Here is a 17166-nt window from a genome sequence, read left to right as displayed (position 1 = left end):
TGCGTCAACGTAAACCGGGCCGTGCACGGCCGGCCAGGCGGTGGCGGTAGTGTTCCGGCGCCAGCCCCGTCCAGCTCACGAAGGCGCGGTAGAAGGCCGATGGATCGGCATAGCCGAGTTCGGCGGCGAGTTCGCCGACGGGCTGGGTGGTCTTGGTCAGGCGGGCGATGGCGATGTCGCGGCGCAGGGCGTCCTTGATGGCGCGGAAACTCGATCCTTCCTCCTCCAGACGGCGGGCGAGGGTGCGCGGGGAGAGGTGCAGGCGGGCGGCGAGATCGGCTACGGTGAGGCTCTCCGGCAAGGCGGCGCGCAAGGCGTCGCGCACGCGGGTGACCATCTCGCGGTCGCGCCGGTAGAGCATGGTGATGCGTCCGGGGGCGCCCTCGAGGAAGCGCTCCAGGGCGAGGTCGTCGCGGCGCAGCGGCAGGTCGAGCAGGTTGGCCTGCAGGCGCGCGACCAGGCGTGGCGCGTCGAAACTCGAATGCGCGGTATACACCAGGGCGTAGTCGGCGGCGTGCGGCGGGCGCGGGTAGGGGAAGCTCACCGCCTCCAGGGCGAGGCCGCGGCCGGCGAACCAGCACGCCACCCCATGCACCAGACGCAGCAGCCATTCGTAGGCGAAGACCCGTCCGGGGTCGTCGGCGCGGGGGGCGAGGCGGCGAGTTTCGTCGATGTACAGCAGTGCCTGCGGTTCGCTGCGCGCGACTTCCAGACGGAGATCGGGCAGGGCCAGGCGCAGGAAGCGCGCTGCCCGCGCCAGCGCCTCGCCCAGTGTGGCGGCGCCGAGCATGCTGCGGCAGAGAAATTCGAAGAAGCCCGGGGCCAGTTGGCGCTCAAACAGTCCGAAACCCTCGTCGTCGAGTTCGCGGGTGATGCGGTTGTAGAGCGCGGCGTAGCGCTCGACCGCCACACGGCTGGCAGGGTCTGCAAGGTCGATGTGTTCGGCGTCCAGCAGCGGGGCGGCGTCCAGCCCTCGGCGGGCGAGGCCGGAGAGCATTCCGGTGACGAATCCCATAGCCACCGTTGCGCGGCTGCGGGCGCTGTGCGGGGCTGTGCGGGGTGAGCGCGGGAGCTGCTGGGGGGGCATCCGGGAGTGGGCTGACATTGTGCGAAGGGTTGGCAGAGTTTGCACGATTGACGTCGACAATGGCAATGGCAATCGCCCGGGCGGGCTTCTACCATTCAGTCATCAATCCAATAACAGTGGGGGAGACCGACATGACCGATCTGAGCGTGGCCAAGAAGCTGACGCCCTACAAGCCCAGGAACAAGGTGCGTTTCGTCACCGCGGCGTCGCTGTTCGACGGCCACGATGCCTCGATCAACATCATGCGCCGCATCCTGCAGGGCACCGGCGCCGAGGTCATCCACCTGGGTCACAACCGCTCGGTGGGCGAGATCGTCAACGCCGCGCTGCAGGAAGACGTGCAGGGCATCGCCATCACCAGCTACCAGGGCGGCCACGTCGAGTTCTTCAAGTACATGATCGACCTGCTCAAGGCCAACGGCGGCGAGAACATCAAGGTCTTCGGCGGCGGCGGCGGGGTGATCGTCCCTTCCGAGATCAAGGAGCTGCACGACTACGGCGTCACCCGCATCTACTCGCCGGAGGACGGTGCCACCATCGGCCTGCAGGGCATGATCAACGACGTGGTGCAGAAGTCCGACTTCGACCTTACCGGCGAGGCGCCGAAGAGCGCTGCCGAGGTCCTCAAGCAGCTCGCCGCCGGCAACCGGCGCAGCCTTGCGCGGTTGATCACCGCGCTGGAGAACGGCGCCTGCAGCGACGACATCAAGCAGGCCTTGAAGGATGCCGCGGCCAAGGTCAAGGTGCCGACCCTGGGCATCACCGGCACCGGCGGCGCAGGCAAGAGCTCGCTTACCGACGAGCTGGTGCGCCGCTTCCGCCTCGACCAGGAAGACAAGCTCAAGATCGCCATCGTTTCCATCGACCCTTCGCGCAAGCGCACCGGCGGCGCGCTGCTGGGCGACCGCATCCGCATGAACGCCATCGAGCACGAGAACATCTTCATGCGCTCGCTGGCCACCCGCGACACCGGTTCGGAAGTCTCCGCCGCGTTGCCGGAAGTGATCGCCGCGTGCAGGCTCACCGGCTTCGACCTGGTGGTGGTGGAGACCTCGGGCATCGGCCAGGGCGACGCGGCCATCGTGCCCTACGTCGACCTGTCGCTCTACGTGATGACGCCGGAGTTCGGCGCCGCCAGCCAGCTCGAGAAGATCGACATGCTCGACTTCGCCGATTTCGTGGCGATCAACAAGTTCGACCGCAAGGGCGCCGAGGACGCGCTGCGCGACGTGCGCAAGCAGTACCAGCGCAACCGCGAGCTGTTCAGCCAGAACACCGACGAGATGCCGGTGTTCGGCACCATGGCGGCGCGCTTCAACGACGACGGCGTGACCGCGCTCTACCAGGCCATCTTCCCGCAGCTGCTGGACAAGGGCCTGAAGGCGAACAAGGCCGGCAAGCTGCCCAAGGTGACGGTGAAGGCTTCCTCCAAGGGGCGTGCCATCGTTCCGGCGGAGCGCACCCGTTATCTGGCCGAGATCGCCGACACCCTGCGCGACTACCACAAGCACGTGCAGCAGCAGGCCCGCGTGGCCCGCGAGCGCCAGTCGCTGAAGACCGCCAAGGCGCTGTTCGAGCAGTGCGGCAAGGACATCGGCTCCTTCGACGAGATGATCGACTGGAAGGACGGCGAGCTGACCCCGGCGGCGAGAAAGCTGCTGGAACAGTGGCCGACCGAGAAGGCGCTCTACGCCGCCGACGAGTACGTGGTGAAGATCCGCGACAAGGAGATCCGCACCAAGCTCACCAGCGAGTCGCTCTCCGGCAGCAAGATCCGCAAGGTGGCGCTGCCCAGCTTCGAGGACGAGGGCGAGACCCTGCGCTTCCTGATGAAGGAGAACGTGCCCGGCTCCTTCCCCTACACCGCCGGGGTGTTTGCCTTCAAGCGCGAGGGCGAGGACCCCACCCGCATGTTCGCCGGCGAAGGCGACGCCTTCCGTACCAACCGCCGCTTCAAGAAGGTGTCCGAAGGCATGCCGGCGCACCGCCTGTCCACCGCCTTCGACTCGGTCACGCTCTACGGCTGCGACCCCGACCTGCGCCCGGACATCTACGGCAAGATCGGCAACTCCGGCGTGTCCATCGCCACGCTGGAAGACATGAAGGTGCTCTACGACGGCTTCGACCTGTGCGCGCCGTCGACCTCGGTGTCGATGACCATCAACGGCCCGGCGCCTATCATCCTGGCCTTCTTCTTCAACACCGCCATCGACCAGCAAGTGGCCAAGTTCAAGGCCGACAACGGCCGTGAGCCGACCGAGGACGAGTACGCCAAGATCCGCGCCTGGACCCTGTCCACCGTGCGCGGCACGGTGCAGGCCGACATCCTCAAGGAGGACCAGGGCCAGAACACCTGCATCTTCAGCACCGAGTTCGCGCTCAAGATGATGGGCGACATCCAGGAGTATTTCGTGCACCACAAGGTGCAGAACTTCTACTCGGTGTCGATCTCCGGCTATCACATCGCCGAGGCCGGCGCGAACCCGATCTCGCAGCTCGCCTTCACGCTGGCCAACGGCTTCACCTACGTGGAGTCCTACCTGGCGCGCGGCATGCACATCGACGACTTCGCGCCCAACCTGTCCTTCTTCTTCTCCAACGGCATGGACCCGGAATACACCGTGATCGGCCGTGTCGCGCGCCGCATCTGGGCGGTGGCGATGAAGAACAAGTACGGTGCCAACGAGCGCAGCCAGAAGCTGAAGTACCACGTGCAGACCTCGGGCCGCTCGCTGCACGCCCAGGAGATGGACTTCAACGACATCCGCACCACGCTGCAGGCGCTGATCGCCATCTACGACAACTGCAACTCGCTGCACACCAACGCCTACGACGAGGCGATCACCACGCCGACCGAGGAATCGGTGCGCCGCGCGATGGCGATCCAGCTCATCATCAACCGCGAGTGGGGCCTGGCCAAGAACGAGAACCCCAACCAGGGCAGCTTCATCGTCGATGAGCTCACCGATCTGGTCGAGGAGGCAGTGCTCAAGGAGTTCGAGGCCATCGCCAGCCGCGGCGGCGTGCTCGGCGCCATGGAAACCGGCTATCAGCGCGGCAAGATCCAGGAGGAGTCGCTCTACTACGAGCACAAGAAGCACGACGGCTCCTACCCCATCATCGGCGTCAACACCTTCCTCAACCCCAAGGGCCAGGCCCAGCAGGAGATCGAACTGGCACGCTCGACCGAGGAGGAGAAGCAGTCGCAGCTCAAGCGCCTGGCCGACTTCCACGCCCGCAACAAGGCTGCAGCGCCCAAGTGGCAGGCCAGGCTGCAGCAGACCGTGATCGACAACGGCAACGTCTTCGAGGTGCTGGTCGATGCGGTGCGCTACTGCTCGCTGGGGCAGATCACCGGCGCGCTCTATCAGGTCGGGGGGCAGTACCGGCGCAGCATGTAAGCGTCTGCGCCTGCGCGACGGCAGGGCGGCGCGAGTTGTCGCGCATGGCATATCCGGCTAGGCTGCACGGCAGTTCCGGAGAAAGCGCATGCGAATGACTCATCTGTTGCCGGCGGTAATGCTGGCGGTGACCGCCCATGCGGCGGCTCAGCCCGAAGTGCGGGCGGTAACCTTGTCGACGGCGGGTGTCGCGCTGATCGAGGCGCGCGGCACCCTTGGTGCCGGCCAGCCCTTGCGGCTGCGCTTGCGGCGCGCCGATGTCGACGACTTCCTCAAGAGCTTCTGGCTCTCCGACCCCGCCGGCGGTGCGCCTGTCCTGCGCCTGGCGGGGCCGCAGGGTTTCGAGGATGCCTTCCTGCAACTGCCGCTTGCGGCCGATGAGGTGACCGACCCGGTGCGTCTGCTCAATGCCCGCATCGGCGCAGAGCTGGTGGTGGGGCGGGGGGCGGACGCGCAGCAGGGCACCAACATGGGGGTGTCGGCGCGCCCGTGTGGCGAGGGCCGCAGCTGCATGGTGCTGTCCTTGCTGGAGCCCGGGGAACTGGGCAGCATCCGCCAGTTTCCGGTCGACGAACTCTTCGCCTTCCGTTTCAGCGACGCCGCCGACCAGCGCGTGGTGAGCGCGGCGCTGGCGGCGTGGCGGGCGCGCAGCGGGGCGGAAATGGTCGAGCTTGAACTGTCCGCACGGGCAGGCGCGGCGCGCACCGTCGAAGTGCACTATCTGCAGGAAGCGCCGCTGTGGAAAACGGCCTACCGCGCCATCGATACCCCCGCCGGGCTGCGGGTGCTGGGCTGGATGCTGGTCGAGAACACCACCGGCCAGGACTGGAACGGCGTGCGCCTGACGCTGGCTACCGGGGCGGTGCGCGCCCTGCGTGCCGAACTGCATGCGCGTCGCCATGTCCAGCGCCCCCTGGTGAGGGCGGAGGGCGAAGGGGGGGCGGGCGGCGGCGCGCGTGCGCGTGCGCAGCCCGCGGTGCGCGGTGAGGTGATGATGGCGGCGCCCGCACCGGCGCCGGCGATGGCGGCCGATGCGATGGCTGCGGTGGCAGTGGAGGCCGACGACGGGGCGAGTTTCAGCCGCTTCACGCTGGCGGAGCCCGTCACCCTGCGTGCCGGCGAGATGATCAGCCTGCCCTTCATCGATGAGCTCCTCGACGATGCGCGCCTGTTGCTGTACCGCGGCGGGCGGGGGGTGAGGCACCCCATGATTGCGCTCGACCTGCGCAATCCGCTGCCGCTGCGGCTGCCCGCCGGTGTGCTGACACTGTACGAGGATGGCCGCGGTCATGCCGGCGATGCGCGCACTCCGGAACTGCCGCCGCGGGGGCGGGAGATCGTCGACTTTGCCCAGGACCGCGCGGTGAGCGTGCGTGAGGAGCGTGAGGCCTCCGAGCGCGTCGGTGAGATGCGTATCGTCGATGGCGTGCTGACCGTCGTCGAGAGCTTGCGTCGCGTCACCCGCTACCGCGTCGAGGGCGCGCCCGATGGCGAGCGCACGCTGACCATCGAGCATCCGCGGCAGGATGGCTGGGCGCTCGAGTCGCCCGCGCCCGTGGACACCCGCCTGGATGCGGCGCATTTCCGCCTCGCTTTGCCCGCTGGCGGCGAGCGTGCGCTGGAGGTCGTTGAGACGCGGCCGCGCGAACGTCGCGTCGTGCTGCTGGACCTCGATGTCGATACCCTCGTGCAGTGGTCGCGCGTCGCCCCCGATTCCCGCTCGCTGGCGCTGCTCGAAGCGCTCGTCGAGCTGCGCCGGGAGCTGGTCGAGGCGCGTGCGCAGGCCGCGGGCCTTGAGCGCCGCGAGAGCGACCTGATCAATGAGCAGAAGCGGCTGGTGGAGATACTCGTTGCCTTGCCGCAGGCCGATGCGGCGACCGAGCGCCGGCGCGCGCGGGTCGAGGCCATCGAGGAGGAGCTGGGCCAGGCCCGCCGCGAGCGCGAGGCCCAGCACAAGCGCATCGACACTCTCGAAGCCCGCGTGCGCGAGCGGCTGCGCGGTACAGGGGGCTGAGCCGTGGCGGCAGGGGCGGCGCGCTGGTGCCTGAATGAGCGCTTGTTGCGCTGCAGGATGGGAAGACCGGCGCGCCCGCGGTAGTATTCGCCGACAGGGCGCAAGCCTCACCCAGCACCTCCCGTACATGCCCATCTACCGCAAGCCGCCGCAGGAAATCCCTTCAGAAAGCGCCTTCTTCCGCTTGCCCGGCGCCTTGCTGATGATCCTCGACGACGACTGGATCGTGCAGATGATGAGCGAGTCGTGGCGCGAGGTGCTCGGCCATGGCGAGGAGACGCTGCGCTGGCGGCCGTTCACCGAGCTGATTCATGAGCACGACCGTGGCGATGTCACCGCGCTGCTCGAACGCATCGGCGTGGGCATGAACACGGTGCGTTTCTCCTGCCGCTGCCGCAAGGCCGACGGGCGCTACGTCGGTCTGGCGTGGAGCGTCAGCCACGATGCCGATCAGGGGCTGTTCTACGCCTCCGCACATGAGACCGCGGTCCATCTCAGCGAGCACGAAGCCCGCCTGCCGGAGGTCTTTGTCGATGGCCTCACCGGTCTGCCCAACCGTGGCCTCTTCCTCGACCGCGTCGCGCACGCCATGCGCCGGGCGCAGCGCCGCAAGGATCACCGTTTTGCGGTCATCCACTGCGGCGTTGACCGCTTCAGCGTCATCAATCACAGCCTCGGCAACCGCGTCGGCGACCTGCTGCTGATCGAGGTGGCCAACCTGCTGCGCCGTGCCACCCGGCCGACCGACATGGTGGCCCGGCTGGGGGGCGACGAGTTCGGCGTCCTGCTGGAAGACATCCGCGATGCCAGCGCACCGGTACGGGTGGTCAAGCGCATGCAGGAGAAGTTCGTGCTGCCCTTCCAGCTTCATGAGCACGAGGTGTTTTCCAGCCTCTCTGCGGGCATGGCGGTATCCGGCGACCAGTACACCGAGGCCGACGTCATGCTGCGCGATGCCAACATGGCGATGCGCCGCGCCAAGGCGCAGGGCGGCGGGGGCTACGTGCTCTTCGACCGCGGCATGCACGAGGAGGCCCTGCGCCGCCTCGATCTCGAACTCGACTTGCGGCGGGCCCTGGAGAAGGAGCAGTTCGAGGCCTATTACCAGCCCATCGTGCGGGTCAAGGACGGCCGCCTTACCGGCTTCGAGGCCCTGGTGCGCTGGAACCATCCCGAGCGCGGGCTGATCTCGCCGGCGGAGTTCATCCCGCTCGCCGAGGAGAACGGTCTCATCGTCCATATCGGACGCTGGATGCTGCGCGCCGCCTGCCAGCAGATGCGCCAGTGGCAGTTGGCCTTTCCGCGCCGCCCGGCGCTCACCGTCAGCGTCAACCTCTCCGCGCGCCAGCTCCTGCACCCCGAGGTGCTGGCGGAGATCCGCCGCACGCTGCGCGAAACCGGACTGTCGCCGCGCCACCTGAAGCTGGAGATCACCGAGAGCGCGATGATGGAGAACGCCGAGCGTGCCATCGAACTGCTCGAAGCGCTCAAGCGCACCCGCCTGAAGCTGATGCTGGACGATTTCGGTACCGGCTACTCGTCGCTGTCCTACCTCCATCGCCTGCCCATCGACGCACTCAAGGTGGACCGTTCCTTCGTCATGCACATGCACGAGCGGGCGGAGGACTGCAGCTTTGTCGAGACCATCGTGGACCTGGCCCACAAGCTCGGCCGCGAAGTGGTCTGCGAAGGCGTCGAGCTGCCCGAGCAGGCCGCGCTGCTGCGCAGCCTCGGCGTCGAGTACGCGCAGGGCTTCCTCTACTCGCGTCCGGTGACCGCCGCGCAGGCAGAGATGCTGATCATCGAGGACGCCCAGCGCGGGCGCTGATCCCCGCCTCCGCGGTTTCGTTTTCCGCTCTTCACAATTCGATACATTGCGCAAACAGTTGCGCAAACATGGCTTGACACACTGCAGCCGTGATCAGACCGCACTGTCGCCTGCCCGGCGGCAGGCGGTCGCAGAAGACAGGTGCTGCGGCACCCCCGGAACACACAACATCAACACGGTCCGGGTAACGAGACAGAAAGCAAACCAAAGGAGGAATGGGCATGTCCGACTCTACCGGGCAATCCGCGCTCGACACCTTTCCGCGCCTGCTGATGCACCACGCCCGGGTGCGCCCGAACCGCCCGGCGATGCGCGAGAAGGAATACGGCATCTGGCAGACCTACAGCTGGGCGCAGGTCGCCGAGAACGTCCGCGCCATCGCCTGCGGGCTGGCCGAGCTGGGCTTCAAGCGGGGCGACCGCCTGGCCATCATCGGCGACAACCGCCCGCGCCTGTACTGGTCGGTGGCGGCCTGCCAGTGCCTGGGCGGCATCCCGGTGATGCTCTACCAGGATGCGGTGGCGCAGGAGATGGCCTACGTGCTGCAGGATGCCGAGATCAAGTTCGCCGTGGTCGAGGACCAGGAGCAGGTGGACAAGATGCTCGAGATCCACCCCGAGGTGCCCTTCCTCGAACACGTCATCTACGACGATCCGCGCGGCATGCGGCACTACACCCAGACCCTGCTCAAGGGGCTCGACGAGTTGCAGGAGATGGGGCGCATCCACGACCGCAACCAGAGCGACTTCCTCAACGGCGAGATCGACAAGGGCGCCTCCGACGACATTTCGGTGATGCTGTACACCTCCGGCACCACCGGCAAGCCCAAGGGAGTCTGCCAGACTCACGGCGCCTTCATCGCCGCGGCGCAGGGCGGGGCGCAATTCGACCGCCTCAGCGAGCAGGAAGACATCCTCTCCTACCTGCCGATGGCCTGGGTGGGCGATCACCTGTTTTCCTTCGCGCAGGCCATGGTTGCCGGCTTCACGATCAACTGCCCCGAATCCGGCGAGACGGTGATGACCGACCTGCGCGAGATCGGACCGACCTACTACTTTGCGCCGCCGCGGGTGTTCGAAGGCCTGCTCACCCAGGTGATGATCCGCATGGAGGATGCCGGCTGGATCAAGCGCAAGATCTTCCATCATTTCATGGACGTCGCCCGCCGTTGCGGCGCCGAGATTCTCGACGGCAAGCCGGTTTCCGGTGCCGACCGCTTCCAGTACTGGCTGGGCAGCATGTTCGTATACGGCCCGCTCAAGAACGTGCTGGGGATGAGCCGCATCCGCGTGGCCTACACCGCGGGTGCGGCGATCGGTCCGGACCTGTTCCGCTTCTACCGCTCCATCGGCATCAACCTCAAGCAGCTCTACGGCCAGACCGAAACCTGCGCCTACGTCTGCCTGCAGCCGGATGGCCAGATCAAGCTCGATTCGGTCGGCAAGCCGGCACCGCAGGTCGAGGTCAAGCTCGCCGACAACGGCGAGATCCTCGTCAAGGGGCCGATGCTGCTCAAGGCCTACTACAAGCGCCCGGACGCCACCGCCGAATCGATCAATGCCGATGGCTACTTCATGACCGGCGATGCGGGCTTTTTCGATGAAGATGGCCACCTCAAGATCATCGACCGCGCCAAGGACGTGGGCAAACTCACCGACGGTTCGATGTTTGCGCCCAACTACATCGAGAACAAGCTCAAGTTCTTCCAGCACATCAAGGAAGCGGTGGCCTTCGGCAACGGCCGCGACTTCGTCACCGCCTTCATCAACATCGACCTCGAAGCGGTGGGCAACTGGGCCGAGCGCAAGGGCATGGCCTATTCGGGCTACACCGATCTGGCGCAGCAGGGGGCGGTGTATGAGCTGATCCGCGACGGCATCGAGAAGGTGAATGCCGAACTGGCTTCCGATCCGATGATGAGCGCCAGCCAGATCAAGCGCTTCCTGGTCCTGCACAAGGAACTCGACGCCGACGACGGTGAGCTGACGCGGACCCGCAAGGTGCGGCGCAACTTCATCTCCGAGCGTTATGCGGTGCTGATCGAGGCGCTTTACGAAGGGCGCAAGGAGCAGTACATCGAGACACCGGTGAAATACGAAGACGGCCGCGAAGGCAAGATCGCCGCCACGCTGCGCATCGAGGAGGCCAAGACCTTCCCGGCGCGCGGTGCCCGCCAGGCCGCTTGAGGGGAGACACAGGCACATGGAACGCAAGTTCGGCGAAGTCGTCATCGACCTGCAGAACATCTCGCTGTCGTTCGGCGGGGTGAAGGCGCTGACCAACATCAGCTTCGACGTGCGCAAGCACGAAATCCGCGCCATCATCGGCCCCAACGGCGCCGGCAAGAGTTCGATGCTCAACGTCATCAACGGGGTCTATCACCCCCAGGAAGGCCGCATCGTCTTCAATGGCCAGGAGCGCCGCGAGATGGAGCCCTACATGGCCGCCTCGCAGGGCATCTCGCGCACCTTCCAGAACATCGCGCTGTTCAAGGGCATGACCGTGCTCGACAACATCATGACTGGTCGCCACATGAAGATGAACTGCGGCCTGCTGTCGCACATGCTCCACTGGGGTCGGGCGCAAAAGGAAGAGATCGAGCACCGCAAGAAGGTCGAGGAGGTCATCGACTTCCTTGAGATCCAGAGCATCCGCAAGACTCCGGTGGGGCGGTTGCCCTACGGTCTGCAGAAGCGCGTCGAGCTCGCCCGCGCGCTGGCTGCCGAGCCCGAGCTGCTGCTGCTCGACGAACCGATGGCGGGCATGAACGTGGAGGAGAAGCAGGACATGTGCCGCTTCATCCTCGACGTCAATGACCAGTTCGGCACCACCATCGTGCTCATCGAACACGACATGGGGGTGGTGATGGACATCTCCGACCGTGTCGTGGTGCTCGACTACGGCAAGAAGATCGGTGACGGCACGCCCGACGAGGTGAAGAGCAATCCCGATGTGATCGCCGCCTACCTCGGTACCTCGCACTGAGTGCGGCCGCAGGAAAAAGGATAAGAGGAGACAACAATGACGTTCTTTTTCGAAGTGCTGATCGGCGGCCTGCTGTCGGGCGTGCTCTACGCCCTGGTCGCGCTCGGCTTCGTGCTCATCTTCAAGGCCTCGGGGGTGTTCAACTTCGCCCAGGGCGCGATGGTGTTCTTTGCTGCGCTGACCTTCGTCGGCTTCACCGAGGTGCTGCCCGGATGGACCGGCATGGAGCCCGGCAGCGGCGGGGTGTTCTGGCTGTCCTTCGCGCTTGCGCTGATGTCCATGGTGGTGCTCGGCATCGCCACAGAAAAGGTAGTGCTGCGTCCGCTGGTCAACCAGCCGCCGATCACCCTGTTCATGGCCACCATCGGTCTGACCTTCTTCATCGAGGGCCTGGTGCAGGCGATCTGGGGCAACACCGCACGCGGTCTGAGCCTTGGCATCTCCGACGAACCGGTGATGTGGATGCTCGACGAGTTCGACATGATGATCTCCAAGTTCGACCTCATCGCTGCCGGCATCGCCCTCGTGCTCTTCGTCGTGCTGGCCCTGCTGTTCCAATACACCCGGGTGGGCCGCGCCCTGCGCGCGGTGGCCGACGATCACCAGGCCGCCCTGTCGGTGGGCATCCCGCTCAAGCACATCTGGGCCATCGTCTGGGGTGTCGCCGGCTTTGTCGCACTGATCGCCGGTCTGATCTGGGGGGCGCGCAACGGCGTGCAGTTCGCCCTCACCTTCACCGCGCTGAAGGCGCTGCCGGTGCTCATCCTCGGCGGCTTCACCTCGGTGCCCGGGGCGATCATCGGCGGGCTCATCATCGGCGCCAGCGAGAAGCTCGCGGAAATCTACCTTGGTCCGTTTGTCGGTGGTGGCATCGAATCCTGGTTCCCCTACATCCTGGCCATGCTCTTCCTGCTGGTGCGCCCGGAAGGCCTGTTCGGCGAAAAGCACATCGACCGGGTCTGAGGCATCGGACGATAGAACGACAACGCACAAACACAACGCATACGGAGACAACGCATGCTCTATCGTGAAGCCGGCCAGTTCAAGGCCAGTTACCAGGAGGACAGCCAGATCTTCCCGATCCGTCAGGACCGGGTGGGATTCATCGCGCTGCTCGCCTTCTTCTTCCTCATCGTGCCGATGGTGGCCAGCCAGTACTGGTTGCAGGCCATCCTCACCCCGGTACTGATCTTCTCCCTGGCCGCGCTGGGGCTGAACATCCTCACCGGCTATGCCGGGCAGTTGTCGCTGGGGTCGGCAGCCTTCATGGCGGTGGGGGCGTTTGCCACCTACAACTTCATGCTGCGCATCGACGGCATGCCCTTCCTGATGGCCATTCTCCTCGGCGGCCTCAGTGCGGCGGCAGTGGGCATCCTCTTCGGTCTGCCCTCGCTGCGCATCAAGGGTTTCTACCTCGCCGTGGCGACGCTGGCAGCGCAGTTCTTCATCGTCTGGGTGCTGGTGAAGTTCCCGTGGTTCTCCAACTACTCCAGCTCCGGGGTGATCACCGCGCAGGAGATCAATATCCTCGGCTACGCCTTCAATACGCCGGAGAGCAAGTACCTGCTGACCCTGTTGGTGGTTACTGTGCTGGCCCTTGCTGCCAAGAACATGGTGCGCTCGACCACCGGGCGCAAGTGGATGGCAGTGCGCGACATGGACGTCGCCGCCGAGGTCATCGGCATCCGCCTGATGCGCACCAAGCTGCAGGCCTTTGCGGTGTCGTCGTTCTACTGCGGGGTGGCCGGCGCACTGTACGCCTACACTTACCTGGGGACCGTTGAACCGGAGGGCTTCAACCTCACCCTGTCGTTCCAGATCCTCTTCATGATCATCATCGGCGGTGTCGGCTCCATCCTCGGCTCCTTCCTTGGTGCGGCCTTCATCGTGCTGCTGCCGGTGTTCCTCAACATCGTCCTGCACAGCTTCGTCGGCGCCGCGCTGCCGCCGGGCTTCGGCTCCAACCTCGAACTGATGATCTTCGGCGGCCTGATCATCTTCTTCCTCATCGTCGAACCCCATGGCATGGCGAGGTTGTGGCAGATCGGCAAGGAAAAGCTGCGCCTGTGGCCCTTCCCGCACTGAGCCGTTTTTGGCACTAAACTGAATTTCCGCGCCGGGTCCTGCTCCCGGCCGGCATGAGGCTTCACCAGCAGGGCACTACATACAAAGAGGAGGCAATCCAATGAAATTCAGCTTGCGCAACACCATTGTGATGGGTGCTGCGGTGACCGGTCTGCTGGCCGGCGGCGTGGCCGCCGCCCAGGAACAGTACATCGGCCTGCCCAGCTACCGCGTCGGCCCCTTCGGCTCCAACGGCGCTTCGCTGTTCGGCGGCTGGATCGACTACATGCAGATGATCAACGAGCGCGACGGCGGCGTGAACGGCGTCAAGCTCACCTGGGAAGAGTGCGAGACCGAATACAACAACGCCCGCGGCGTGGAGTGCTATGAGCGCCAGAAGAACCGCGGCGCCACCGGCAACTCAGCCTTCCAGCCGCTGTCGACGGGCATCGCCTACTCGGTGCTCGACCGCGTCGCCCAGGACAAGATCCCCATGGTCACCATCGGCTACGGCCGTACCGATGCGGCCGACGGGCGCGTCTTCCCGTGGGTCTTCCCGATGATCACCACCTACTGGAGTCAGGCCTCGGCGATCATCAACTACATCGGCAGCAAGGAAGGTGGCAACGACAAGCTGCGCGGCAAGAAGATTGCCCTGCTGTACCACGATTCCGCCTACGGCAAGGAGTCTCACGCCGTGCTGCAGCGCCTCGCCGAGCGCTATGGCTACCAGCTCACCATGATTCCGGTGGCCAGCCCCGGTAACGAGCAGCAGGCCCAGTGGCTGCAGATCCGCCAGCTGCGTCCGGACTACACCATCCTGTGGGGCTGGGGGGTGATGAACCCGACCGCGCTGCGCACTGCTGCGCGTACCGGCTACCCGCGCGAGAAGATCGTCGGCGTGTGGTGGTCGGGCTCCGAGGAGGATACCATCCCCGCGGGTGATGCCGCCAAGGGCTATGTCGCGGCCGGCTTCAACCCCGCCGGTACCGGCTTCCCGGTGATCCAGGCCATTCAGGAGCATGTCTACGCCAGCAACCGCGGCAACATGGAAGACCGCAGCCGCGTCGGCTCGGTGCTCTACAACCGTGGCGTGGTGCACGGCATCATCTACGTTGAGGCCATCCGCACCGCGCAGGAGAAGTTCGGCAAGGGCAAGCCGCTCACCGGTGAGCAGATGCGCTGGGGCTTCGAGAACCTGCGCATCGACGACGCCCGCCTGTCCGCGCTCGGCGCCACCGGCTTCATGCCCCAGCTGAACATCACCTGCGCCGACCATGAAGGCGCTGGCGTGGTGAAGTTCCAGCAGTGGGACGGTGCCAAGTGGAACGTGGTTTCCGACTGGGTGTCGGGTGACCGCCAACTGGTGCGCGGCATGATCGAGGAGTCCGCCGCTGCCTACGCTGCGGAGAAGGGCATCACCCCGCGCGACTGCTCGAAGGAAATGTAATTGCGCAACAGCCTGCGCACCCCTGGCGGTGCGCAGGTGCAGGCTTCCCCGCTCGCGGGGGGGTCTGCAGGCGGCTTGCCCCATTGCGGCGAGACGCGTGCAGATCCTCTCCCGAAACCTTCGGGGAGGTGGGACGGAGACAACAGGCGAAAACACCCATGAATACAGCCAATCAGACCGCAGCCGCTAATGCGGCGCCCTACCTCAGCGTCAACAACATCGAGGTCATCTACGACCACGTCATCCTGGTGCTGAAGGGCGTGTCCTTCGAAGTGCCGAAAGGCGGCATCGTCGCCCTGCTGGGTGCCAACGGCGCCGGCAAGTCCACTACCCTGAAGTCGATCTCCAACCTGCTCGGCGCCGAACGCGGAGACGTCACCAAGGGCAGCATCGAGTTCAAGGGCACGCGGGTCGATCAGATGACCCCCAATGAACTGGTCAAGCGCGGCGTCATCCAGGTGATGGAAGGGCGGCACTGCTTCGGCCACCTCACCATTGAGGAAAACCTCCTCACCGGTGCCTACACCCGCAGCATTTCGCGGCGCGAGCTCAACGACAGCCTGGAGAAGGTCTACCACTACTTCCCGCGCCTGAAGACCCGGCGCTCCTCGCAGGCCGGCTACACCTCCGGCGGTGAGCAGCAGATGTGCGCCATCGGCCGCGCATTGATGGCCAAGCCGGAGATGATCCTGCTCGACGAACCGTCGATGGGCCTGGCGCCGCAGATCGTCGAAGAGATCTTCGAGATCGTCAAGGACCTCAATGGCAAGGAAGGCGTGAGCTTCCTGCTCGCCGAACAGAACACCATGGTGGCGCTGCGCTACGCCGACTTCGGCTACATCCTCGAGAACGGCCGCATCGTCATGGAAGGCGAGGCCAAGGAACTGGCCAACAACGAAGACGTCAAGGAGTTCTACCTCGGCCTCTCCGGAGAGGGGCGCAAGAGCTTCCGCGAGGTCAAGCACTACCGCCGGCGCAAGCGCTGGCTGTCGTGAGCATTCGCCATCCTCATCCGCTTCGTGCCTCATGCATGCATTCAGCCCTTCCCTCGTGGTTCCAGCTTTTGGCCGCCCGCCGCGTGCGGGCGGAGACCGGGACAGTTCAATGAGCCACTACGACGACCGTGAAACACGCGCTGCAGGCGCCCGCGAAGACGAATTGTTTGCCCGCCTGCCGGCACAGATCGCCCACGCCAAGGCCAACGCCCCGGCCTTTGCCGGTCTGCTGGCCGATGTCGATCCTGAGGCGGTCACTTCGCGCGAGGCCCTCGCCCGCCTGCCGGTGATCCGCAAGTCCGAACTGCTGGAGCGCCAGAAGGCGGCGCGCCCCTTCGGCGGCTTTGCCGCCGCACACTGGGGGCGCGACTGCCGGCGGGTGTTCGCCTCGCCCGGGCCGCTGTACGAACCGGAAGGCGCGCGGGCGGACTACTACCGGCTGGCGCGTGCGCTGCATGCGGCGGGCTTCCGCGAAGGCGACCTGGTGCACAACACCTTCTCCTACCACTTCACCCCCGCAGGGTCGATGATGGAGACCGCCGCGCACGCCCTGGGCTGCACGGTGTTCCCCGCCGGCGTGGGGCAGACCGAGCAGCAGGTTGCCGCACTCGCCGACCTGCAGCCCAATGCCTATACCGGCACGCCGTCGTTCCTGCGCATCATCCTCGACAAGGCGGCGGAGCTCGGCGTGACGCCGTCCTTCACCAAGGCCTTCGTTTCCGGCGAGGCCTTTCCGCCCAGTCAGCGCGACGCCCTTGCCGCACGCGGCATCCAGGCCTACCAGGCCTACGCCACCGCGGACATCGGCCTGATCGCCTACGAGACCCCGGCACGCGAGGGCATGGTCGTCGACGAGGACATCATCCTCGAGATCGTCCGCCCCGGCACCGGCGACCCGGTGGCGCCCGGCGAGGTCGGCGAAGTGGTGGTGACCACCTTCAATCCCGACTACCCGCTGATCCGCTTCGGTACCGGTGATCTCTCAGCCCTGCTGCCCGGCGAGTCGCCTTGCGGGCGTACCAACCTGCGCATCAAGGGCTGGATGGGGCGTGCCGACCAGACCACCAAGATCAAGGGCATGTTCGTCCATCCCAGTCAGGTCGCCGAGATCGTCCGCCGCCACCCCGAGCTGGCGCGTGCCCGGCTGGTGGTGGACAACCCCGGACTCAACGACCGCATGACCCTGCACTGCGAGAGTGCGGCTGCCGACGACGCGCTCGCCGCCGCCGTTGCCGCGTCGATCCGCGAAGTCACCAAGCTGCGCGGCGAAGTGGCGTTCTGCGCGCCCGCCAGCCTGGCCAACGACGGCAAGGTGATCGACGACCTGCGCAAGTACGACTGA

At 66.1% G+C, this 17166-nt stretch carries 11 protein-coding genes; 10 read left to right on the top strand and 1 reads right to left on the bottom strand.

Annotated elements, in window-relative coordinates; translation table 11 throughout:
- Positions 1-4: 4 nt before the first annotated feature.
- Entirely contained in the window at positions 5-1015 is a 1011-nt protein-coding gene (locus C8261_RS14680; protein ID WP_107494476.1) for an AraC family transcriptional regulator, read from the bottom strand.
- Between the two features lie 203 nt (positions 1016-1218).
- Between C8261_RS14680 and icmF the strand changes: the two genes are divergently transcribed.
- The 10 genes from icmF to C8261_RS14630 all read left to right on the top strand — a co-directional run bounded on the left by icmF (position 1219) and on the right by C8261_RS14630 (position 17166).
- Positions 1219-4488 (top strand): fused isobutyryl-CoA mutase/GTPase IcmF, encoded by a 3270-nt coding sequence (gene icmF / locus C8261_RS14675; protein ID WP_107494475.1) that lies wholly within the window; start codon positions 1219-1221, stop codon positions 4486-4488.
- Between the two features lie 94 nt (positions 4489-4582).
- Positions 4583-6502: a hypothetical protein gene (locus C8261_RS14670; RefSeq protein WP_181358956.1), complete on the top strand. Its 1920-nt coding sequence runs from the start codon at positions 4583-4585 to the stop codon at positions 6500-6502.
- Positions 6503-6629: 127 nt separating this feature from the next.
- Positions 6630-8330, top strand: coding sequence for a putative bifunctional diguanylate cyclase/phosphodiesterase (locus C8261_RS14665; protein WP_107494473.1), 1701 nt, complete (start codon positions 6630-6632; stop codon positions 8328-8330).
- 221 nt (positions 8331-8551) lie between these two features.
- A complete protein-coding gene (locus C8261_RS14660; RefSeq protein ID WP_107494496.1) occupies positions 8552-10516 on the top strand; it encodes an AMP-dependent synthetase/ligase in 1965 nt (654 codons plus the stop codon).
- A 16-nt stretch (positions 10517-10532) separates the two neighbouring features.
- Positions 10533-11315 carry an ABC transporter ATP-binding protein gene (locus C8261_RS14655; RefSeq protein WP_107494472.1) on the top strand — a complete coding sequence of 261 codons (783 nt, stop codon included), beginning with the start codon at positions 10533-10535 and terminating at the stop codon, positions 11313-11315.
- Between the two features lie 36 nt (positions 11316-11351).
- Complete coding sequence (locus tag C8261_RS14650; protein ID WP_107494471.1) at positions 11352-12278, top strand: branched-chain amino acid ABC transporter permease; 927 nt, start codon at positions 11352-11354, stop codon at positions 12276-12278.
- 54 nt (positions 12279-12332) lie between these two features.
- Positions 12333-13400, top strand: coding sequence for a branched-chain amino acid ABC transporter permease (locus C8261_RS14645; RefSeq protein WP_107494470.1), 1068 nt, complete (start codon positions 12333-12335; stop codon positions 13398-13400).
- 100 nt (positions 13401-13500) lie between these two features.
- Positions 13501-14829, top strand: coding sequence for an ABC transporter substrate-binding protein (locus C8261_RS14640; protein WP_107494469.1), 1329 nt, complete (start codon positions 13501-13503; stop codon positions 14827-14829).
- Positions 14830-14987: 158 nt separating this feature from the next.
- Positions 14988-15824, top strand: a complete 837-nt coding sequence (locus C8261_RS14635) for an ABC transporter ATP-binding protein (protein WP_107494468.1) — start codon at positions 14988-14990, stop codon at positions 15822-15824.
- A 109-nt stretch (positions 15825-15933) separates the two neighbouring features.
- Positions 15934-17166 carry a phenylacetate--CoA ligase family protein gene (locus C8261_RS14630; protein WP_107494467.1) on the top strand — a complete coding sequence of 411 codons (1233 nt, stop codon included), beginning with the start codon at positions 15934-15936 and terminating at the stop codon, positions 17164-17166.

The organism is Pseudothauera lacus (assembly GCF_003034845.1).
Classification (GTDB): Bacteria; Pseudomonadota; Gammaproteobacteria; order Burkholderiales; family Rhodocyclaceae; genus Pseudothauera; species Pseudothauera lacus.
The sequence above is the reverse complement of the archived record's forward strand: the minus strand, read 5'-3'. Positions and strand labels throughout refer to the sequence as shown.

Coding starts and splice junctions, on each gene's coding strand:
- C8261_RS14680 (WP_107494476.1), bottom strand. CDS start 1,015: ATGGGATTCGTCACCGGAATGCTCTCCGGCCTCGCCCGCCGAGGGCTG.
- icmF (WP_107494475.1), top strand. CDS start 1,219: ATGACCGATCTGAGCGTGGCCAAGAAGCTGACGCCCTACAAGCCCAGG.
- C8261_RS14670 (WP_181358956.1), top strand. CDS start 4,583: ATGACTCATCTGTTGCCGGCGGTAATGCTGGCGGTGACCGCCCATGCG.
- C8261_RS14665 (WP_107494473.1), top strand. CDS start 6,630: ATGCCCATCTACCGCAAGCCGCCGCAGGAAATCCCTTCAGAAAGCGCC.
- C8261_RS14660 (WP_107494496.1), top strand. CDS start 8,552: ATGTCCGACTCTACCGGGCAATCCGCGCTCGACACCTTTCCGCGCCTG.
- C8261_RS14655 (WP_107494472.1), top strand. CDS start 10,533: ATGGAACGCAAGTTCGGCGAAGTCGTCATCGACCTGCAGAACATCTCG.
- C8261_RS14650 (WP_107494471.1), top strand. CDS start 11,352: ATGACGTTCTTTTTCGAAGTGCTGATCGGCGGCCTGCTGTCGGGCGTG.
- C8261_RS14645 (WP_107494470.1), top strand. CDS start 12,333: ATGCTCTATCGTGAAGCCGGCCAGTTCAAGGCCAGTTACCAGGAGGAC.
- C8261_RS14640 (WP_107494469.1), top strand. CDS start 13,501: ATGAAATTCAGCTTGCGCAACACCATTGTGATGGGTGCTGCGGTGACC.
- C8261_RS14635 (WP_107494468.1), top strand. CDS start 14,988: ATGAATACAGCCAATCAGACCGCAGCCGCTAATGCGGCGCCCTACCTC.
- C8261_RS14630 (WP_107494467.1), top strand. CDS start 15,934: ATGAGCCACTACGACGACCGTGAAACACGCGCTGCAGGCGCCCGCGAA.